Annotated in this window: 17 protein-coding genes and 1 other RNA gene; 7 read left to right on the top strand and 11 right to left on the bottom strand. The window is 44.7% G+C overall.

Features of this window, described 5'->3' with window-relative positions; translation table 11 throughout:
* Nucleotides 1-108: 108 nt before the first annotated feature.
* From rnpB to bioD, 9 genes are all read right to left on the bottom strand, one after another.
* Nucleotides 109-467, bottom strand: an RNA gene (gene rnpB / locus GO495_RS21360) — RNase P RNA component class A.
* A gap of 27 nt (nucleotides 468-494) precedes the next feature.
* Nucleotides 495-1,514, bottom strand: coding sequence for a Smr/MutS family protein (locus tag GO495_RS21355; protein WP_157301759.1), 1,020 nt, complete (start codon nucleotides 1,512-1,514; stop codon nucleotides 495-497).
* Between the two features lie 95 nt (nucleotides 1,515-1,609).
* Complete coding sequence (locus tag GO495_RS21350; protein ID WP_157301758.1) at nucleotides 1,610-2,047, bottom strand: DoxX family protein; 438 nt, start codon at nucleotides 2,045-2,047, stop codon at nucleotides 1,610-1,612.
* Nucleotides 2,048-2,121: 74 nt separating this feature from the next.
* The gene (locus GO495_RS21345) at nucleotides 2,122-3,780 is read right to left on the bottom strand and encodes an amino acid permease (protein WP_157301757.1); all 1,659 of its coding nucleotides are present in this window, start codon (nucleotides 3,778-3,780) and stop codon (nucleotides 2,122-2,124) included.
* Between the two features lie 63 nt (nucleotides 3,781-3,843).
* Complete coding sequence (locus GO495_RS21340) at nucleotides 3,844-4,815, bottom strand: polyprenyl synthetase family protein (protein ID WP_157301756.1); 972 nt, start codon at nucleotides 4,813-4,815, stop codon at nucleotides 3,844-3,846.
* A gap of 6 nt (nucleotides 4,816-4,821) precedes the next feature.
* The gene (gene rnr, locus GO495_RS21335) at nucleotides 4,822-7,011 is read right to left on the bottom strand and encodes a ribonuclease R (protein ID WP_157301755.1); all 2,190 of its coding nucleotides are present in this window, start codon (nucleotides 7,009-7,011) and stop codon (nucleotides 4,822-4,824) included.
* Nucleotides 7,012-7,022: 11 nt separating this feature from the next.
* Complete coding sequence (gene lpxK / locus GO495_RS21330; protein ID WP_157301754.1) at nucleotides 7,023-8,090, bottom strand: tetraacyldisaccharide 4'-kinase; 1,068 nt, start codon at nucleotides 8,088-8,090, stop codon at nucleotides 7,023-7,025.
* Nucleotides 8,087-8,668, bottom strand: coding sequence for a 5-formyltetrahydrofolate cyclo-ligase (locus GO495_RS21325; protein WP_157301753.1), 582 nt, complete (start codon nucleotides 8,666-8,668; stop codon nucleotides 8,087-8,089). Before GO495_RS21325 ends, lpxK begins: the two co-directional genes overlap by 4 nt.
* A 5-nt stretch (nucleotides 8,669-8,673) precedes the next feature.
* Entirely contained in the window at nucleotides 8,674-9,315 is a 642-nt protein-coding gene (bioD, locus tag GO495_RS21320; RefSeq protein ID WP_157301752.1) for a dethiobiotin synthase, read from the bottom strand.
* 357 nt (nucleotides 9,316-9,672) lie between these two features.
* Here bioD and GO495_RS21315 point away from each other — a divergent pair, with 357 nt between their 5' ends.
* The 7 genes from GO495_RS21315 to GO495_RS21285 all read left to right on the top strand — a co-directional run bounded on the left by GO495_RS21315 (nucleotide 9,673) and on the right by GO495_RS21285 (nucleotide 16,464).
* Complete coding sequence (locus tag GO495_RS21315) at nucleotides 9,673-11,031, top strand: pyridoxal-phosphate dependent enzyme (RefSeq protein WP_157301751.1); 1,359 nt, start codon at nucleotides 9,673-9,675, stop codon at nucleotides 11,029-11,031.
* On the top strand, nucleotides 11,021-11,806 hold the full coding sequence (locus GO495_RS21310) for a helical backbone metal receptor (protein WP_157301750.1): 786 nt from the start codon (nucleotides 11,021-11,023) through the stop codon (nucleotides 11,804-11,806). The genes GO495_RS21315 and GO495_RS21310 overlap by 11 nt, the downstream gene beginning before the upstream one ends.
* Nucleotides 11,807-11,884: 78 nt before the next feature.
* Nucleotides 11,885-12,952 carry a class II fructose-bisphosphate aldolase gene (gene fbaA, locus GO495_RS21305; RefSeq protein WP_157301749.1) on the top strand — a complete coding sequence of 356 codons (1,068 nt, stop codon included), beginning with the start codon at nucleotides 11,885-11,887 and terminating at the stop codon, nucleotides 12,950-12,952.
* Nucleotides 12,953-13,170: 218 nt separating this feature from the next.
* On the top strand, nucleotides 13,171-14,019 hold the full coding sequence (gene accD, locus GO495_RS21300) for an acetyl-CoA carboxylase, carboxyltransferase subunit beta (RefSeq protein WP_089785460.1): 849 nt from the start codon (nucleotides 13,171-13,173) through the stop codon (nucleotides 14,017-14,019).
* Nucleotides 14,020-14,092: 73 nt separating this feature from the next.
* The gene (gene smpB / locus GO495_RS21295) at nucleotides 14,093-14,530 is read left to right on the top strand and encodes an SsrA-binding protein (protein WP_089785458.1); all 438 of its coding nucleotides are present in this window, start codon (nucleotides 14,093-14,095) and stop codon (nucleotides 14,528-14,530) included.
* A 27-nt stretch (nucleotides 14,531-14,557) separates the two neighbouring features.
* The gene (locus GO495_RS21290; protein WP_157301748.1) at nucleotides 14,558-15,691 is read left to right on the top strand and encodes a hypothetical protein; all 1,134 of its coding nucleotides are present in this window, start codon (nucleotides 14,558-14,560) and stop codon (nucleotides 15,689-15,691) included.
* Between the two features lie 290 nt (nucleotides 15,692-15,981).
* Nucleotides 15,982-16,464, top strand: a complete 483-nt coding sequence (locus GO495_RS21285; RefSeq protein ID WP_157301747.1) for a hypothetical protein — start codon at nucleotides 15,982-15,984, stop codon at nucleotides 16,462-16,464.
* Nucleotides 16,465-16,522: 58 nt separating this feature from the next.
* On the opposite strand, the gene GO495_RS21280 is transcribed toward GO495_RS21285, so the two are convergent.
* Together GO495_RS21280 and GO495_RS21275 are read right to left on the bottom strand one after the other, a co-directional pair.
* Nucleotides 16,523-17,626: a TlpA disulfide reductase family protein gene (locus tag GO495_RS21280; RefSeq protein WP_157301746.1), complete on the bottom strand. Its 1,104-nt coding sequence runs from the start codon at nucleotides 17,624-17,626 to the stop codon at nucleotides 16,523-16,525.
* Between the two features lie 9 nt (nucleotides 17,627-17,635).
* Entirely contained in the window at nucleotides 17,636-18,958 is a 1,323-nt protein-coding gene (locus GO495_RS21275) for a RagB/SusD family nutrient uptake outer membrane protein (RefSeq protein ID WP_170302701.1), read from the bottom strand.
* Nucleotides 18,959-18,960 lie beyond the last annotated feature (2 nt).

The following is an 18,960-nucleotide window of genomic DNA, read 5'->3' as shown; positions in this document are numbered from 1 at the left end:
GGAACTAAACAGTCAGATGCAGTGTATTTATGATCAACAACATCTGCCAATCTACGCTGTCATAACATTTAAACTGAGTCATTGCCTGATTTCCTAATGATACAAAAATAAAACTACAAACCTGTAAGCCGGATTCTGTTCACGGGCAAGCCCGTGATGCTATCATTTATCTGCGATGACGTTCACACGCCCTCTGTATCTGCCTACCCTCGGTCATCGGGCGAGCCGCCCTCAATCGACCGTATACATGGCGTTTCAGCACGCAAGGTTTACCCTTCTATAATGTTACCATTACGGAACGTGGGCTCTTACCCCACATTTTCACCCTTACTCTTTGCAGAGCGGTTATTTTCTGTGGCACTTTCTGTACCTGTTTCCAGGCCCCACCCGTTAGGTGGTGCGTTGCCCTATGCTGTCCGGACTTTCCTCGTCGGGATTACTCCCAAAGCGATAGCACGGTCTGTAGTTTGTGCAAAAGTAATAGAATTAAGGTGCTAATGTCTGAAAAATATCTCAGTGGCCCCATAGCCGTAGCGGGGGTGATATTCATTGACGAAACGTTCTACTTCCGCCGTCTGTTTCAGTACTTCATGGATCTCTTCCTTCAGCCTGCCCCTTCCCAGTCCGTGTATCACGATCATACTATGCTGATGATGCGAAATGGCAAGGTCCAGGTAACGCTGAAATTCATTCAATTGTATCGCCAGGATCGCAATGTTCTTTAAACCTCTCCATTCAGTTAACAGGTTCTCTATATGCAGGTCCAGTTCGTATTTGGGCTGTAATGGAGGTTCAACAGGTACAGGGGTCGTAATACCCGTAGCTGCCAGGGAACCGATATTACCCGTTTCAAATTCGCTGATGGCCGACTTCTCCTTCAACGGATATTTCTCAAATAAAGGATAACTGAGGGTAGCATCCCTGCGGGCCTGTAATTCACTCAGTTGCTGAAACATTTGTTTCGGCTTTATCTTCCAGATCTTCTGATAAGCCGGCGCCAGTGTAGCGTCCTTCTCTTTGGGGTAGAACGTAAATTCCAGCCGCGGACTATCATTCAGGGATTCAAATAAAAGGTCGGAGAGATAAAAGTGTTTAAAAGGATCGATCTCATTACGGATTTCGAGTTCCAGCTTATTGCGCAGCCATACCTGGAACTGAAAACGATAGGCCATATTCGTTTCGTTGAGCAGGTGAAATTTCAATACCTGCACATTCTCCTCATACCCTTCTACCAGGAATACCGGTAAAACAGACAGGAATACGCCTTTACTTTCTTTGAAAACTTCTTGCTTTTTCTCTGGTTTAATGTCCCATCCCGGTACTATGCGGGTGGGTTCTACCGCTTTGGGAGCTGTAAAGCGGTGAAAATAGGGGAAATCTATCTGGTCGAGATACACAGGGAAAGTTACCTTGCCAACTTCTACCATTACCATTTCGGTATTGATAATGTCCACAACAGTGCCTTCTTCCTTAGAATGTAATAACAGAATCTTATCGCCGATCTCGTATTTCATATGATTGGCAAATCTATGAAAAATGGGCGACGATACACAAATACCAGTGGCAGGACGACCATAAGATCAGCCATCCTGACCACCAGTAAAGATCATCATGCCGGGTGACGGCGCATATATCCATCGAAAGAAATGGGGCCGCTGCCCTCCACTAGGAAGAAGACCAGTAACAGCAGAACAAGGATAGAAAGGCCGGCTTCTCCATGTACGTTAAATAACCCCGTTGGGGTATGTACAAAAATAAGCGCGCCTATTAAAATGGGGATCTGAGCTATGATGGCAACTCGCGTTAATAAACCGAATGTGATGAGAACACCACCTGCCAGATGAGCAAAGACAATGTAATGAGCTAGCCAGAAAGATAATACCGTGATTACGGGGCTCTGGGTGATCACCGCTTTAAGAACATCAATATTTTGTATGAAAACCACCCCTTTCCAGAACAGAAAAATTCCTAACAGGACACGAATTCCATCCACCCATTTAGGATGGTGAGATTCGCCCCAACGGTCAATTCGTTGTAGCAGATTCATAAAATTTGATTTTAAAGAGCTAATATGAATATACATAAAAAAATGCATAGCACAAAATCAGCCTTTAAAATATTCTAAACCAATGTGATACGTCTTACCTGGTTCAGTTTGCTGTTCCGGTAGCTGTATCCGAAATAAATAACCAGTCCCATCATCAGCCAGATAGAGAATACTACCCAGTTCCTGAAACCAATCTCAGTCATCAGATAAAAACAGCTTAACAGCCCCAGCACCGGAATGAGTGACAGCTTGCGCACAAAAGACAATACGGAAAATACAATTGCTGCAACGGCAAAGAAAAAGAAGGGGATATTATGCTTCCATACTTCCCAGCCACCATCAAAAGAAAACTTCTGCGGCAGTTGTTCACGGAACAGGTAAGCAAATGCAATAATGATCACAGGGACGATCCACCGGCCATTAATATAAGGGAGACGGAAACGCTTGTTATTAGGATCAGCCTTTTCCTGGGGAGGCAGCAGCAATACCCCGCCACATACCAGTATAAAGGCAAATAAAGTACCGATACTGGTAAGGTCAGTTACTACCGTCAGGTTCAGGAACAAAGCCGGGACACCTACTATGATACCAGTAATGATCGTGGCAAAGGAAGGTGTTTTAAAACGCGGATGGATCTTACTGAAACGCTTAGGCAATAAACCATCCCTGCTCATACTCATCCATATCCTTGGCTGCCCGATCTGGAATACCAGTAATACGCTGGTGGTGGCCACCACCGCACTTACAGAGATAATGTACCCAATCCAGTTCTGGTGTACTGCCTGGAACACAAAGGCCAGCGGATCATTCACTTTCAACTGGGTATAAGACACCATACCTGTCAGTACCAGCGCAATAAGAATATATAATACCGTACAGATTATGAGAGAATAGATCATCCCTTTAGGCAGATCGCGCTGGGGATTAGAACATTCTTCCGCCGTTGTACTGATAGCATCAAAACCGATATAAGCAAAGAATACAGCAGAAACGCCCTTCATGACCCCCGAGAATCCGTTAGGCATAAAAGGGTGCCAGTTATTGGTATTCACATAAAAACTACCTACCGCAATTACGAACAGGATCACCAGGATCTTCAACCCTACCATGAAGTTAGCGCTGCGCTTACTCTCCTGTATACCCAGGTAAGCCAGGTAAGTAACCAGCACCACAATGATAAAAGCAGGCAGATTAAGGATCACCGGTACACCGGCAATATGCGGGGCAGATGCTACAATTTCCGCAGTAGCGCTATCGTAGTTGCTGGTAAGCCAGGAAGGTAATGACAACCCTATCCCGGCCAGCAGGTTATTGAAATAGCCGCTCCAGGAGATCGCCACGGCAATGTTCCCAATGGCATATTCCAGGATCAGCGCCCAGCCGATTACCCAGGCAGCGAGTTCTCCGAATGTTACATAAGAATAAGTATAGGCACTGCCGGACACCGGTACGCGGGATGCGAATTCGGCATAGCAGAGCGCTGAGAAACCACAGGTTACTGCGGTGATAATGAAGAGTAAGGAAACACCCGGGCCCCCATGGAAAGAGGCTTCACCGATCGTGGAAAAGATACCGGCGCCTATTACCGCTGCAATACCCATTGCAGTGAGATCTTTTACACCCAATACTTTTTGTAATTTGCTACCACCACCACCATGGCCCTCCGTTAAACCATCATGTGCATCTTTTAATATTACAGCAATAGATTTTTTTCTAAAAAGCGATTTAGACATTGGGTGATATCAATTAGTTGTGAATAACATTTCCAGGTTTAGCGATGCGCGAATATATCAAAATTAATGCTCTCTCTTCAGTAAATAACCGGCCAGTTCCATTAACGGTTTCTTACGGGCCGATAATACCGCGATACTCTCCAGGTGTTCAAACGCTATCTGCTGGAAACGGTCCTTTTCCTTTTCTGCCCACTCATCTACTTTACAGTCGTGGAAAAGCTGTAATACCTGTGCTACCTTATCATCCGGATTAGAAGATAATAACTCTTTCAGTCTGGTCCGTTGGGCAGGGTTACACATTTCCAGGGCTTTCAGCAGCAGGAAAGTCTTCTTATTCACCAGGATATCTCCCCCCTGTTGTTTACCAAACTTTTCAGGATCCCCGAAGGCATCCAGGTAATCGTCCTGGATCTGGAAAGCAATACCTATGTTCTTCCCGAACTCATAGATATGCTGCTGGTTATATTCACTTCCCCCGCCTATAATAGCGCCCATCTGTAAGCTGGCAGCCAGCAGTACGGATGTTTTAAGGGCGATCATATTTACATAGTCATTGTAATGTACCTGTTCAGGTTCCATCTCCTCAAAGTCCATATCTATCTGCTGGCCTTCACAAACTTCCCTGGCAGCCTTGTTAAAGGCAGATATGAGTTTCTGTTTATAATGAGGCTGGACCCTGTTCAGGTAATCATATACATTGATGAGCATCACATCTCCGGCCAGTATGGCGGTGGACTCCCCGTACAGGGTATGTACGGTAGGATGGTTGCGGCGCAATGGCGCTTTATCCATAATATCGTCATGTACCAGGGTGAAATTATGGAACATCTCTACGGCAATACCCACCTGGAATACATCCGGATGTATATTATCAAAGAGTTCGTTCCCCATGATACTGAGGACGGGGCGAATACGCTTTCCACCTATTTTAAGAATATGGGTTACCGATTCATACAGCCTCTTAGGCCGCTCCGGGAAATGTTCTCTGTTAAAATGTTCTCCAAACTGTACGGTTAATTCCTGAAATGAATGCATATGCTTCTAATCATTTTTTCTTTTAGGTTTTCCTGTAGATGGTTTTGATCTTCCACCGGAAGATTTCTTTTCTCCTGAGGAAGATTTTCTCTCCCCTGAGGAAGATCTTCTGTCGCCTGTTGAAGACCGTCTGTCTCCGGAGGAAGTTTTCTTACCACCGGACTGTTTCCTGCTGGTACCTCTCCTGGTATCATCCGCAGGTTTACGACGGTACTGAGGCCTCGATGATACATCAGGTCCGTCTCCCCAGTCTTCGATCAGATCATAATCCAGCTGGCGCTTCACTAAGTTGGCAGCCACTACCCGGATCTTTACTCTGTCCCCGATACGGATCTTCTTACCGGTATACTGTCCTACCAGTGCATACTCCCCTTCATCATATACAAACTCATCTTTGGCCGTCATATTGTGTATGCTTACCAAACCCTCACACTTGGTTTCCACGGTCTCTACCCAGAAACCAAAGTGCGCCACACCACTTACCACGCCTTCAAATTCCTCCCCGAGGAACTGCTGCATGTATTCCACCTGTTTGTATTTGTTAGCCGCTCTTTCCGCCTCCATGGCCTTACGTTCCATTTCAGAAGAATGCTTGCACTTACTCTCCATGTTCTTGTCCGGATGTACATCATGGACCAGGCATTCTGCCAGTACACGATGTACCAGCACATCCGGATAACGGCGTATAGGCGAGGTGAAGTGACAGTAGTGTTCAAATCCTAATCCATAGTGACCAATATTACCGGTGGTATACACCGCCTTGGCCATTGTACGGATACCTAAGGTTTCCAGTACATGCTGTTCTGGTTTGCCTTTGGCAAAGGCCAGCATCTCATTGAAAGAAGACGCTAACTTATCAGGATCGCTTACGTCCAGTGAATGCCCGAATTTCTTTGCAAATACGGCAAACACCTTCAGCTTTTCTTCATCAGGTGTATCATGTATCCTGTATGGGAAAGGTACGGACTGATTAGTACCTATCTTGATATTAAATACATACTCGGCCACCGTACGGTTAGCCAGCAGCATGAGCTCTTCAATCAGTTGATGAGCCTCTTTACTTTCTTTAATGACAATACCAATTGGCTTCGCATTTTCATCCAGCTGAAAGCGTACTTCCTGTGAAGAGAAATTGATAGCGCCATTTTTAAACCTTTCCGCACGGAGTGTTTGTGCGATCGTGTTTAACAACAGCACTTCGTCTTCATACTGTCCGGCTTTCTTCTCAATCACTTCCTGTACATCTTCATAAGTAAAGCGATGATCAGAGTGAATGATAGTTCTGCCTATCCAGTGTTCTTTGATCTCTCCTTTTTCATTCATTTTAAAAACGGTAGAGAAGGTAAGTTTATCTTCATTGGGACGAAGAGAACACAATTCATTAGAGATCTTCTCCGGCAACATAGGAGATACACGGTCTGGCAGATATACGGAGGTGGCACGTTTATACGCCTCTTTATCCAGGGAGGTGTCGGGCAGTACATAATGACTTACATCAGCAATATGTACACCGATCTCATACCAGCCACCGCGCATTTTTTTAATAGATATCGCATCATCGAAATCCTTTGCGTCAACAGGATCTATCGTAAACGTCAATGTTTTACGGAAGTCCTTACGCTTCTTTATTTCATCGGTATTGATATCTTCTTTCACCAGTGCCAGTTCTTTTATCACATCTTCCGGAAAGCTGAGCGGGAACCCTGTTTCTATCAGGATCTCCTTCATGGCCAGGTCATTGGTATTAGTGGCATCCAGTAATTCAATGATCTCTCCCACAGGTTTGCGGGTCTTGTCTCCCCAGCTCACCACACGTACCAGCGCTTTATCGCCGGTCTTACCATCCTTCAGTACATTGGCCGGGATATAGATGTCCGGCATGAACAGGGATTTATCCAGTATCAGGAAGGCAAAGCCTTTATTCACCTGCAGGGTACCCGTAAATTCTGTTTTCTTGCGTGTAATGATCTCCGTTACCACACCTTCCATGCGGCCCTGGTTCTTACCCTGCTTGATAACAGAGACTGTCACTTCGTCTCCGTCCAGCGCGGTATTCAGGTTTTGTTGCCTTACCATTACGTCTTTATCCTGTCCTTCTACAATTACAAAGGACATACCCGAACGGGTTATTTGTACAGTACCCCTGAATGTATTTTGGGTGCTGTTGCTTTTTTGAGGTTTTTTACTTTTTGTCATTCTCGTAACATTTAATCATGGTTACTTCCAAACTGCTCCACGTAATCAAAAATATAATTATTAAATGAATATGCTTCCCCGAACAGGAAAGATATTTCTACCGGCATAACGGCAATGCGTATGTCTAACTCCTTCAGGCGTTCTTCAAGCAGGTGAAGGCGTACGGCGTCTTTTTCGGTGGTAATCACCATTTTTTTATCCCCTGGTAAGTCTCCCAGTTCTTTTTTAATCTTTTCCAGATCATGACCGGCGTAGTAATAATGATCGGGGAAAGACAGCAGGTACACCTGTTCGTGTGTACTTTTCAACTGCTGTAACAGCGGTTCAGGGCGGGCAATACCACATACCAGCATCAGGGTGGTATCAGCCGGCACATCTACCGGTTCTCCACTGAACATGTCATATAATGTGCCATACTGTAAAGAGGTAAAGTACAGTTGCTGGCCGTGCAGCGGGTTTATTTCCTTGCTGATAGCGGCTTTTTCTGCTTCTGATAAAGCCGGCGGACATTTCGAAACAATGATACAATTGGCCCTTTCATATCCTTTGCGGCCTTCCCGCAGACGGCCAAAGGGTACTACATGGTCTTTTGTAAAACGGCGGCTGTAATCCGTTATCAGGATATTCATGCCCGGTTTGATAGAGCGGTGCTGGAAAGCATCATCCAGCAATATCACCTGTGTTTCCGGGCGTTCTCCTAATAACTGGGGTATGGCCAGCATGCGCTCCTCTCCTACACAAACGCTGATATCCGGGAATTTCTGATGGAACTGCATGGGTTCATCTCCCAGTTGTGCCGCCGTGCTTTGCGCATCTGCCAGCAGGTAACCTCTGGTATGGCGGTTATATCCCCGGCTAAGGGTGGCAGTACGGTATTTGTCTTTCAGCAGCCGGATCAGGTGTTCCACATGTGGTGTTTTGCCGGTCCCGCCAACAGAGAGGTTACCTACCGCAATCACGGGCAGGTCAAACTCCACCGCCGTGAGTACATTGGTATCGTAAAAACGGTTCCGGACCCACATCACCAGGCCATATAACAGGGAAAAAGGGTATAATAAAACTTTCAGGTATTGTATCATTTTTTCTTGAATTGATAGATAAGACCCGGGGTGATCACCATATCCAGTGGCACGTCCAGGCTATCTGTATCAGTAATTGAATCAACCGGGTCAAACAGGGACAACCCGATGGTAGTGGCATCGGGCCTGCATTCCTGAAGAAAACGGTCGTACATCCCTTTTCCGTATCCCACACGATGTCCTTTATGGTCAAATGCCAGCAGGGGAACAAAGACAAGATCAAGCATCGCAGGGGGGATCAGGGTGCCGCTTTCCGGTTCCGGGATACCGTATTTATTATTGACCAGCAGGGTATCGGGTTCCCAGAGGTAGTGTAACATCAGACCTGTGCTAAGGTCCGACTTAGACAATACCCATTGTACATCAGGCCATGCAATCCTGGCCCAGTCAACCAGGGCATAGGTATCCACTTCCTTTTTTTCGGTAATGGGCAGAAAGATGTGAACCAGGGTAAAAGAGCTGAGATCGAGCTGCCTGCATTTTTCCAGCAGTTGCCTGTTTAGCGTGGTAGATAGGTCATCCGGAAGATTGAGCCGTTTTTCCAGGTATTGTTTTCGTATATCCTTTTTTGTTAACAAGTAGGTTAAAAATATGTTGTTGTCCGCAAAGATAACTTATCTCCCTGTTCTTTCACAAATGCCTTATCTACCAGGGGCGTTCTGGGAATCCGGCCCAGGTGCGGGAACCCGCTCCATGAAACCACTTCTTCCTCATTACTATGATAATCGCCGCTGAAAACCCATCCCATCACCGGGATACCGCTATGTTTCAGCACACGGGCAGTTAACAGTGCGTGATTGATACTACCCAGGTAGTTCTGGGCAACGATGATCACCTTTGCCTGTAATTGTTGTATAAAATCGATCGTGAATGTCTGTTCATTCAGGGGGACCATGAGTCCACCTGCACCTTCAATCACCAGCGGACGGTTAGCAGGTTGCAGGCTTTCAGCTACTTCAATAATGCGTTTTACGTTGATGGTCACTTCTTCCATACGGGCAGCCAGATGCGGTGAAGCGGGTTCTTCCAGGCAATATGCCTCGCGGTGGCATACTGATACCGGGTTGGATAGCAACCCACGTACGGTATCTGTGTCTGTCCCCTCTTTCAGGCCGGTTTGTACGGGTTTCCAATAATCAGCTTGCAGCGCCTCTGTAATGCAGGCTGCTGTTAGTGTTTTCCCCACCCCGGTCCCTATGCCGGTTATAAAAATCCGCTGACTCATATTGCAAATATAGGAGAATACGGCTTATAAAGAGGTATTGGATAAGTATCTTCCGAAGCCTTTCTGAGTAGTGACTCAGTTGAATTATCAAAGCGAAGATTGCCAGATGCAGTTGATCATAAATACACTGCATCTGCCTGTTTAGTTCGCTAATTTAGCTTTGAAATATAGGTTTAGGATTTGTTTTTCAATTTAACTTCACCTGATAATCACGGCAGATAAGGTATATTTATTAATCAACTACATCTGGCACGCGAAGATTATATTATGTAATCAAACTGATGCACTACCCCTTTCCGAGGCCCTTTTAAGTTAACTTTATTTCCTTATTTTCGCTGGAATTCAACATCTCATCATATGGATTTTTGCAATAGTATCCTTGAAACAATAGGAAATACCCCGTTAGTGAAATTACACCGCGTTACCGCCGGATTACCCTGCCCCGTACTGGCAAAAGTAGAATTCTTTAACCCGGGCAACTCAATTAAAGACCGTATGGCGCTGAAGATGGTAGAAGTGGCAGAGGAAAAGGGACTGTTAAAACCAGGCGGTACCATTATAGAAGGTACGTCCGGTAACACCGGTATGGGACTGGCACTTGCCGCCGTGGTGAAAGGCTATAAATGCATTTTCGCAACTACAGATAAACAATCCAAAGAAAAGGTAGATATCCTGAAAGCCGTAGGCGCCGAAGTGATCGTGTGCCCTACCAATGTGGAACCGGAAGATCCCCGCTCTTACTATTCAGTAGCAGCCCGGCTGGCAAAGGAAATACCCAACTCCTACTACATGAACCAGTATGATAACCTGGCCAACCGCGATGCCCATTACGAGCAAACCGGTCCGGAGATCTGGAAACAGACAGATGGAAAGGTGACCCACCTGGTAGTAGCCACAGGTACAGGCGGAACGATTACCGGTACCGGTAAATATCTCAAAGAGAAAAATCCTGATATACAGCTCTGGGCAATAGACAGTTACGGTTCCCTGCTGAAAAAGTTCCATGAAACCGGAGAACTGGACATGAGTGAGGTATATCCTTATATCACAGAAGGGATAGGAGAAGATTTTGTTCCACAGAACTACGACATGTCCCTCATCGACCATTTCGAAAAAGTAACGGATAAGGATGGCGCAGTCATGGCCCGCCGTATCTCTAAAGAAGAAGGTATTTTCGTGGGTTACTCCGCCGGTTCCGCTATTGCAGGGCTACAGCAGCTGAAAAGCCGGTTGAAGCCGACCGACCTGGTAGTGGTGATCTTTCATGATCATGGCAGCCGTTATGTAGGCAAGGTATATAATGATCAGTGGATGATGGAACGCGGTTTCTTAGACGTTAAAACCGTGAAAGACGTGGTGAATGCCCGCCGTAATCAGCCACTGGTAACAATTGGGCCGGAAGACAAAGTAAGTGACGTGATCGTGAAAATGAAGAAATACGATATTGAGCATATCCCGGTATTACATAACAACGAAATAATAGGCGCCATCTCTGAAAACGGTTTGTTTATCAGGTTGATAGATGATGCCAACTTAAAAGATGCACATGTAAAACAGGTGATGCAGCCGGCCTTCCCGGAAGTACGGATGGATACGCCTATAGAAAAACTATCTGTCTATATTAATAAGGAAAATGGCGCCGTCTTAACCAAAGACGATAGCGGCAACTATCATATTGTTACCAAATACGACATTATACAGGCTCTTGGAAATTAATCCTATTTATATTGATCAGTTGGGCCGGCGGGTAGCTATTCCTTTCCCGCCGCGCCGGATCATATCGCTTGTCCCCTCTCAGACGGAATTATTATATCATATTGGCGCCGACGTTGCCGGTATCACTAAATTCTGTGTTCACCCCGACGAATGGTTCCGGACAAAACCCCGTATAGGAGGCACCAAACAACTCCATATAGATAAGATACGTGCCCTGCAACCAGACCTTATCATCGCTAATAAAGAAGAGAACGAACCGGAACAGGTGAAAGCCTTAATGGAAGAATTCCCGGTATGGGTGAGTGACATTCATAACCTGCGGGATGCGATGGAGATGATCCGGTGGTTAGGAGTGATTACAGGCCATAGCCCCGAAGCTGTTGATTTAGTCATACAAATAATGGCAGGTTTCAGGGGCCTGCCTGCCTTAGCCCCCATAAAAGCAGCTTACTTTATCTGGAAAGATCCCTGGATGGTAGCGGGTGGGGATACCTTTATCAATGAGATGATGAAGGCCTGCGGCCTGGAAAATATCTTCGGAGATAAACCCAGGTATCCTGTTATTACCCCGGACCAGTTACAGGGAACTGATTGCCGGTTAATCCTGCTCTCCTCAGAACCCTACCCCTTTAAAGATAAACATATCGCAGCATTACAGGTTATATTCCCCCAGGCAAAGGTGCTGCTGGTAGACGGTGAAATGTACTCCTGGTATGGAAGCAGGTTATTAGAGGCTCCCGCGTATTTCAGGGAAATAATGGCGGCCTTCCGCTAAAAGTCTATTTAAACGCTATAATAAGTACTATTAAGTACTTATATTTGCTGTCCTTAAATGTAAAACAATTCGTAAGCTATGGGAAAATACAGAGCTGGCGTGTTATTCGGCGAAGAGCTGGATGCGCTGTACAATGATGCTAAGAACAATGCGTTCGCAATGCCTGCCGTGAACGTGGTAGGAACAAACACTGTTAACGCAGTACTGGAAGCCGCTGCAAAAGTTAACTCACCTGTAATTATACAGTTTTCTAACGGCGGTGCACAGTTCTATGCCGGTAAAGGAATGCCTAACGATAAGCTGCAGGCCAATATTGCTGGTGGTGTATCAGGTGCAAAACACGTGCATGAAGTAGCCAAATACTATGGTGTACCTGTAGTATTACATACAGACCATGCTGCCAAGAAATGGTTGCCATGGATCGACGGTCTGCTGGACGCAGGTGAAGCTTTCAAAAAGCAAACCGGTCAGCCGCTGTACAGTTCCCATATGCTGGACCTCTCCGAAGAGCCTATTCATGAGAATATCGAAACTTCTCTGAAATACTTCGAGCGCATGAACAAGCTGGGTATGTCTATCGAAATCGAACTGGGTGTAACCGGTGGTGAGGAAGATGGTGTTGACAACTCCGGTATCGACAACTCCAAGCTGTACACTCAGCCTGAAGAAGTAGCTTACGCTTACGAAGAACTGTCCAAGATCGGTACCCGTTTCACCGTAGCAGCTGCTTTCGGTAACGTACACGGTGTATATACTCCGGGTAATGTAGAATTACGCCCTGTGATTTTACAGAACAGCCAGGAATTCATCCAGGAAAAATTCAAGACTGCTGCTAAACCAGTGTTTTATGTATTCCATGGTGGTTCAGGTTCTCCAAAACACCAGATCGCGGAAGCACTGGGTTATGGTGTAATTAAAATGAACCTGGATACAGATATGCAGTGGGCATACTGGGCAGGTGTTCACGACTTCTACGAGTCTAAGAAAGCATACCTGCAGGGTCAGTTGGGTAATCCGGAAGGACCGGATAAACCAAACAAGAAATATTACGATCCACGTGTGTGGCTGCGTAAAGGTGAAGAATCCTTTGTAAAACGTTTGGAAGAAGCATTTGCTGATCTGAACTGCATCAACAGAAACGCGTAATTCGTTATTAATCAATATTAAAATAAAGCCCTCCCCTCACGGAGGGCTTTATTTTATCTCCTATCAGCCAAATCTCCTATTACTTGAATTAAATATATATCTTTCCCCGCCAAAATACTGGTTCCCAGGTACTTTAAGCATAATATTGCGAATGAGATACTTTGGAAGTTAATTTAATTTGTATCTTGCACAACTATTTTGTAACCTAATAGTACAATATGTCAAGCTGGTTTAAGCGCATTAAACAAGGCATTCAAACGTCTACAAGTGAGAAGAAGGAAGCGCCGGATGGGTTGTGGCACAAATGTCCTAACTGCAAAAAAACCGTCACGGTCAGAGACCTGAAAGAACACTTTTATGTATGTGATAAATGTAATTATCACAATCGTATTAATTCTGCAGAATATTTCGATATCATTTTTGATGAAAATGGATTCGAAGAGCTTTTTGACAATATCTATCCGAAGGACTTCCTCGGCTTTAAAGACCTGAAACCTTACGGTGCCAGGTTAGTAGAGGCCCAGAAGAAATCAGGATTAAAAGATGCCATGAGAGTGGGTGTTGGGAAAGTGATGGATAACGACCTGGTCGTAGCCTGTATGGACTTCGCCTTCATCGGTGGTTCCATGGGTTCTGTTGTAGGTGAAAAGATTGCCCGTTCTATTGATTATTGTATCGCGCACAAAATGCCGCTGATGATCATTTCAAAATCGGGTGGTGCACGTATGATGGAAAGTGCGTTCTCATTGATGCAGATGGCTAAAACGTCCGCTAAATTAACGCAACTGGCAGACGCCAAGTTACCGTACATTTCCATGATGACAGATCCTACTACGGGTGGTGTTACCGCGTCCTTCGCGATGCTGGGAGACCTTAACGTATCAGAACCTAAAGCGCTGATAGGCTTTGCCGGTCCGCGTATCATCAAGGAAACGATCAAGAAAGATCTTCCGGAAGGTTTCCAGAGTGCAGAATTTGTACTGGAACACGGTTTCCTCGATCTGATCATCGATCGTAAAGAACTGAAACCCAAGTTAGCAGAGCTGCTTGTGTTATTTAAGAATTAAGAACATTATAAATACAGGCTGGCCAGGAAATGTTGTTGTTTAACATCATTTTTTGGCCAGTCACTTAAAATAAATGGCAGAATTAAGAAATAGATCAGCATTCTTTGAATACGCAATTGAAGATAAATTCATTGCAGGCCTTGTATTGTCCGGTACAGAGATAAAATCTATCCGCGCCAGCAGGGTGAGTTTCAATGATGCTTTCTGCTATTTCTCACACGGAGAACTGTACGTAAAAAGCCTCCACGTTTCGGCTTATACGCACGGGACCTTCTATAATCATGATCCACTCAGGGAACGTAAATTACTGCTCACAAAACGGGAATTACGTAAACTGGAAATGAAGATAAAAGAGAAAGGCTATAGCATCATTCCATTACGCATTTTTATCTCTGAAAAAGGATATGCGAAAATGGAAATAGGACTGGGTAAAGGTAAGAAGCTGCATGATAAACGAGACAGTATCAGAGAGCGTGAAAACGACAGAGAGATGAGACGATACATAAAGTAGCAGGATTATACACACATCGAGAAATATATGCAAAACCGTTACTGGTTGCTGATAGCACCTATCCTATTCATTCTGTCATGTAAATCAGGGGAAAAACTGTATAACAAAGGCCGTTACGATCAGGCCGTACAGGCATTTGTAAAGAAATTACAAAAGCATCCCCAGCACACTACATCCCTGCAACTGCTTCCTCAGGCATATGCGCAATCCCAACACCAGCACGAAGACAAAGTGAATGGTTACCTGGCCTCTGACAACCCCCTGAAATGGGAATATGTACGACAGGAATACCGCTCACTCCAAACCCTCTACGATATTATTCACACCTCTCCTGCTGCACTGGCTGTAGTGACGCCTAAAGACTACCGTAACGCTATTACCGGCGCTCAGGAAAATGCGGCGGAAGTACGCTATCAGAGAGGCGTTGTTTTATTAAAGAAAGAGGATAAAGCCAGCGCCAGAAGAGCTTATGATGAATTCGACGCTGCCCTTAAATTAATTAACAACTACCGCAACGCTGCCGAATTAAGAGACGAGTCTTTTAACAGAGGGGTTGTCAACGTAGTAATAAGTGAACTGGAAATCAACTCATCCTACTTTCAGTTCAGCGCAGACCAGTTCAGGGATATCCTGATCCGCAACCTGCAACAACGTAATATCAACCGCTTTGTTCAGTTTACGGACGAACGTATTGCCCGCAGTAACAACCTGCAGGCCGACGAATACCTGCAACTGCGCTTCTATGATTTCGTAGTCGGACAAACCTATGTGGATAGAAGTCAGCGCGATGTTTCCAAAGAGATTGTAACAGGCAGTTACAAAGATACCAGCGGTAAATTCATCGACAGATACGAGACAGTCAGAGCAACTATCTATGTTACCCGGGCCAGCGTTATCTCTAAGGGTGCTCTGGATTACCAACTGGTAGATGTTCCCAGCAATAAGATCATCCGCAGCAACCGTCTTCCCGGTAGTTATACCTGGCAGAATGAATTCGGTACCTATAAAGGTGATAAAAGGGCGCTCAGTGAAGAAGACAAGCGCCAGATCGGTGGCTCTGATATTCCCCCTCCTCCTCCCCAGGACCTCTTTATGTTATTCACTAAACCTATTTACGATCAGTTGGCCGGCGATATGCAGTCCTTCTACAATAACCTGTAAGATGTTATTTCTGACTGTTTAGTTATCTGATTTAGCTTTGGAATATGGGTTGAGGATTTGTTTTTCAATTTAACTTCACCTAATATTCACGCCAGATAAGGTGTATTTATTGACCAATAACATCTGGAGCGAAGATTATGTAATCAAACTGAAGTACTATCTATAGATATATTAATATTTATTCATATCTTACAGGAATATCCTGTGAGTGAACTGTTACATTTAAACCTACATAAAAACCTGATTACGGGTGGAAAACCTTTTGATTCTCAATAAATAAAACTTAACCTATGAAGAAAATTGCCCTGTTTATGCTGGCTGTAAGCCTGTTTGCTATTTCCTGCAAAAAAGACGAGAATAAATCAACTGTTAAAGGCGGTTCATTTACCCTGGACGGGAAAGCCTATACTGCTGATTATGCTTACTGGAATGGTACAGATGGACTGAAGATCACCAATATCGGTGTGGCCCCTGACTACATAGAAAACTTTGTACAGATTTTCGTTGATACACTGAATTATCCTAAGTACGACTTCCTTACAAGGAATAACGGAGCCTATGATGTGAAGAAGAACTTTTCCAGCGCTGTTGTAAGATACAATGCGACTAACGTAGCTGGTGCAGGCACAGAAATCACGGGCGTTACTGCTGGTACGGTGAATGTTTCTCATTCAGGAGATAATTACACGATTAATTATACAATCACAGTCGGTGGTAAAGTAGTAACGGGTAATTTCAATGGCACATTATATCATTCTGCTCCGCAGAATTAAAATGAGGAAGGGCCTGCAATTGCAGGCCCTTCTCTATTAATCACGAACACTCACTACTTTACTGCATTAATTCCTTCAACTTCTCTTCCAGTTTCTCTCCACGAAGATCTTTCGCAATTACTTTCCCGTCTTTATCCAATAAGAAACTGGTAGGTACTGCATGTATCCCATACTCCGTTACAAGCGGGCTTTTCCAGCCTTTCAGGTCACTTACATGATTCCAGGTAAGATTATCTTTTGTAACCGCTTTCATCCACGCATCTTTATTGGTGTCCAGTGATACACTCATAATATCAAATCCTTTATCATGATACTGCTGGTATGCTTTTACCACATTCGGATTCTCTTTACGGCAAGGCCCGCACCAGCTTGCCCAGAAATCTACCAGTACATATTTCCCTCTTAAAGAAGATAATTTTACCATCTTTCCGGACGTATCTGCTACTGCAAAATCAGGCCTGGCCCCTATCGCTGTTTTTAAAGCAATTTTCTGATGTTCCGCAATCTTCTTTCCATAAAAAGAACCCTTCGCTTCTTTACCTAACATCGCCCAGGTCTTAGCTTCCATCTCAGGGTTCGGATAGTTTACAAAACGGTCCATGATGATGAACGGAGATACCGGCGACTGCGGGTATTTTGTAATGAAAGCGGTAACGGCAGCCTCTGTCTGTGTTTCCAGCGACTTCATCCCATCATCAAAAATCTTCCTTTCTTCAGGAGATTCTTTCACTTTGCCCCCTTTAGAAGCAGAATCCAGACGCATGTACATAGGTCTTGCCTGTTCCGTGATCTGCCCCCAGGTTACAAGCCATTCCTGCCATTGCTTATTGTAAGGGTTACCAGTGATCACCACCTTACTTAAAGAGTCTGCATGGCCCTTTAAAGTGGTTTTACCGGGAGCTATAAAGAATCCAGCTGCCCTGTATTGTTTTCCTGCTATGCGAAGCATATAATATGAAGCCTGACTGATCTTTCCGGTAAAACTGAAAGCACCGTTTTTGGCAAAGGCAGAATCTGTCTTATCTCCATCATTATTCAGGTAAACCTTTTCGTTGGTTAAACCGTCTAATTTGCCCGAAAGTTGGTAAGTACCCTGCGCCATAGCAGATAAGGCTAATGACAGGTTAACGAGTACAAAGCCGGCTAATTTAATTGTTGACATATGTTTTATTTATTTTGGATAACCGTCGTTTTGCACCAAAGCGGAATTCTTGATAATTTCCGCAGATGGAATAGGAGCCAGTACTGCTGTGGATTTCCAGGTAGTTGGTTTTAATGCACCGATAACAGTATTCGCCTCTCCTGTACGTTTCAGATCAAACCAGCGGTGACTGTACTCTCCGAATAATTCTACTTTACGTTCCTGCGCAATAGCTGTCAGTAAAGTAGTCTGTGTAGCAGCCGTAGTAGCTGGCAGTCCTGCCCTGCCCCTTACAGAATCAAGATCCGTCTGCGCACCGATAAGATTGGTATTCTGCTGAGCCCTTGCTTCTGCCCTGATCAGGTATTGTTCTGCCAGGCGTAAAACAACATTGTATTCACCGCCCGCCATTTTATACTTGCTGATCACGCTGTCTTTTGTCCAGGAAGTTTTACGCTTATCCCCTGCCTCAAATGATGCCGTTAAAGAAGGAGACAATACGAACTGTCCATAAGAAATATAATACGTACCCATGAAAGGGAAACTGCTCCAGGATGTAGTAGGCGCTATCTGGAAAATCGTTTCGTTACTGGTATTTAAGAATGCGGTGCTTACATCAGACAAAGTGTAGGAAATATCAGTAGCACCAATCACTTTAGAGGCTTCTGTTTCAGCATTTGCGTAGTCTTTTGTATATAGATAAGCACGTGCCAGTAAGGCGGATGCCGCATACTTATTTACCCTTGTCCTTAATGTTCCGGTATAGGCAGCAGGCAACAGGGTTTCAGCATCTTTTAAGTCGCTGATGATCTGCGCCCATACAGAATCCGCTGATGCTCTTGGCAAATACGCATCCTTCAATGGATCTCCTGTAAGTGCCAGCGGTACTCCTCCAAAATAATTCACCAGGTTGAAATAAGTGAAAGCCCTGAAGAACTTACACTCACCTAACAGCTGACTTTTAACGGTAGTCGTTAATGTAGTGGAAGCTGTTAAGCCATTAATAGCCACATTGGTTTTTGCAATGATGGAATAGGGATAGGACCAGAGATAATTTAACACATTAGCATTGGTAATAGAAACCGCTGCCTGTGCAAATTCTGTAATAGCAGGAGTGGTAGCCTGTGTATATAACATTTCATCAGACTCCACTCCGCCCAGGTAAGTAAAATTGGCAAGGCTATAAGTTGTGACATCATCAGAATATATATTCAGTACAGCGCTGGTAGCTGTAGCATCCTGTTTGTAAGCATCCGCAATCAGTAACTGATTAGGCGCTTTATCAATATCCACGTAACGCTCACAGGAAGAGAACAGTACCGTTGCCATTATCAGATATACAAAGTTCTTCATGA

Origin of the sequence: Chitinophaga oryziterrae (assembly GCF_009758125.1) — a bacterium.
GTDB lineage: Bacteria > Bacteroidota > Bacteroidia > Chitinophagales > Chitinophagaceae > Chitinophaga > Chitinophaga oryziterrae.
The sequence above is the reverse complement of the archived record's forward strand: the minus strand, read 5'-3'. Positions and strand labels throughout refer to the sequence as shown.

What these genes read in the sequence shown, in the direction of transcription:
- GO495_RS21280 (WP_157301746.1), bottom strand. Translation starts at nt 17,626, where the DNA reads ATGTCAACAATTAAATTAGCCGGCTTTGTACTCGTTAACCTGTCATTA.
- lpxK (WP_157301754.1), bottom strand. Translation starts at nt 8,090, where the DNA reads ATGATACAATACCTGAAAGTTTTATTATACCCTTTTTCCCTGTTATAT.
- smpB (WP_089785458.1), top strand. Translation starts at nt 14,093, where the DNA reads ATGGCAGAATTAAGAAATAGATCAGCATTCTTTGAATACGCAATTGAA.
- accD (WP_089785460.1), top strand. Translation starts at nt 13,171, where the DNA reads ATGTCAAGCTGGTTTAAGCGCATTAAACAAGGCATTCAAACGTCTACA.
- fbaA (WP_157301749.1), top strand. Translation starts at nt 11,885, where the DNA reads ATGGGAAAATACAGAGCTGGCGTGTTATTCGGCGAAGAGCTGGATGCG.
- GO495_RS21350 (WP_157301758.1), bottom strand. Translation starts at nt 2,047, where the DNA reads ATGAATCTGCTACAACGAATTGACCGTTGGGGCGAATCTCACCATCCT.
- rnr (WP_157301755.1), bottom strand. Translation starts at nt 7,011, where the DNA reads ATGACAAAAAGTAAAAAACCTCAAAAAAGCAACAGCACCCAAAATACA.
- GO495_RS21285 (WP_157301747.1), top strand. Translation starts at nt 15,982, where the DNA reads ATGAAGAAAATTGCCCTGTTTATGCTGGCTGTAAGCCTGTTTGCTATT.
- GO495_RS21290 (WP_157301748.1), top strand. Translation starts at nt 14,558, where the DNA reads ATGCAAAACCGTTACTGGTTGCTGATAGCACCTATCCTATTCATTCTG.
- GO495_RS21315 (WP_157301751.1), top strand. Translation starts at nt 9,673, where the DNA reads ATGGATTTTTGCAATAGTATCCTTGAAACAATAGGAAATACCCCGTTA.
- GO495_RS21340 (WP_157301756.1), bottom strand. Translation starts at nt 4,815, where the DNA reads ATGCATTCATTTCAGGAATTAACCGTACAGTTTGGAGAACATTTTAAC.
- bioD (WP_157301752.1), bottom strand. Translation starts at nt 9,315, where the DNA reads ATGAGTCAGCGGATTTTTATAACCGGCATAGGGACCGGGGTGGGGAAA.
- GO495_RS21275 (WP_170302701.1), bottom strand. Translation starts at nt 18,958, where the DNA reads ATGAAGAACTTTGTATATCTGATAATGGCAACGGTACTGTTCTCTTCC.
- GO495_RS21355 (WP_157301759.1), bottom strand. Translation starts at nt 1,514, where the DNA reads ATGAAATACGAGATCGGCGATAAGATTCTGTTATTACATTCTAAGGAA.
- GO495_RS21345 (WP_157301757.1), bottom strand. Translation starts at nt 3,780, where the DNA reads ATGTCTAAATCGCTTTTTAGAAAAAAATCTATTGCTGTAATATTAAAA.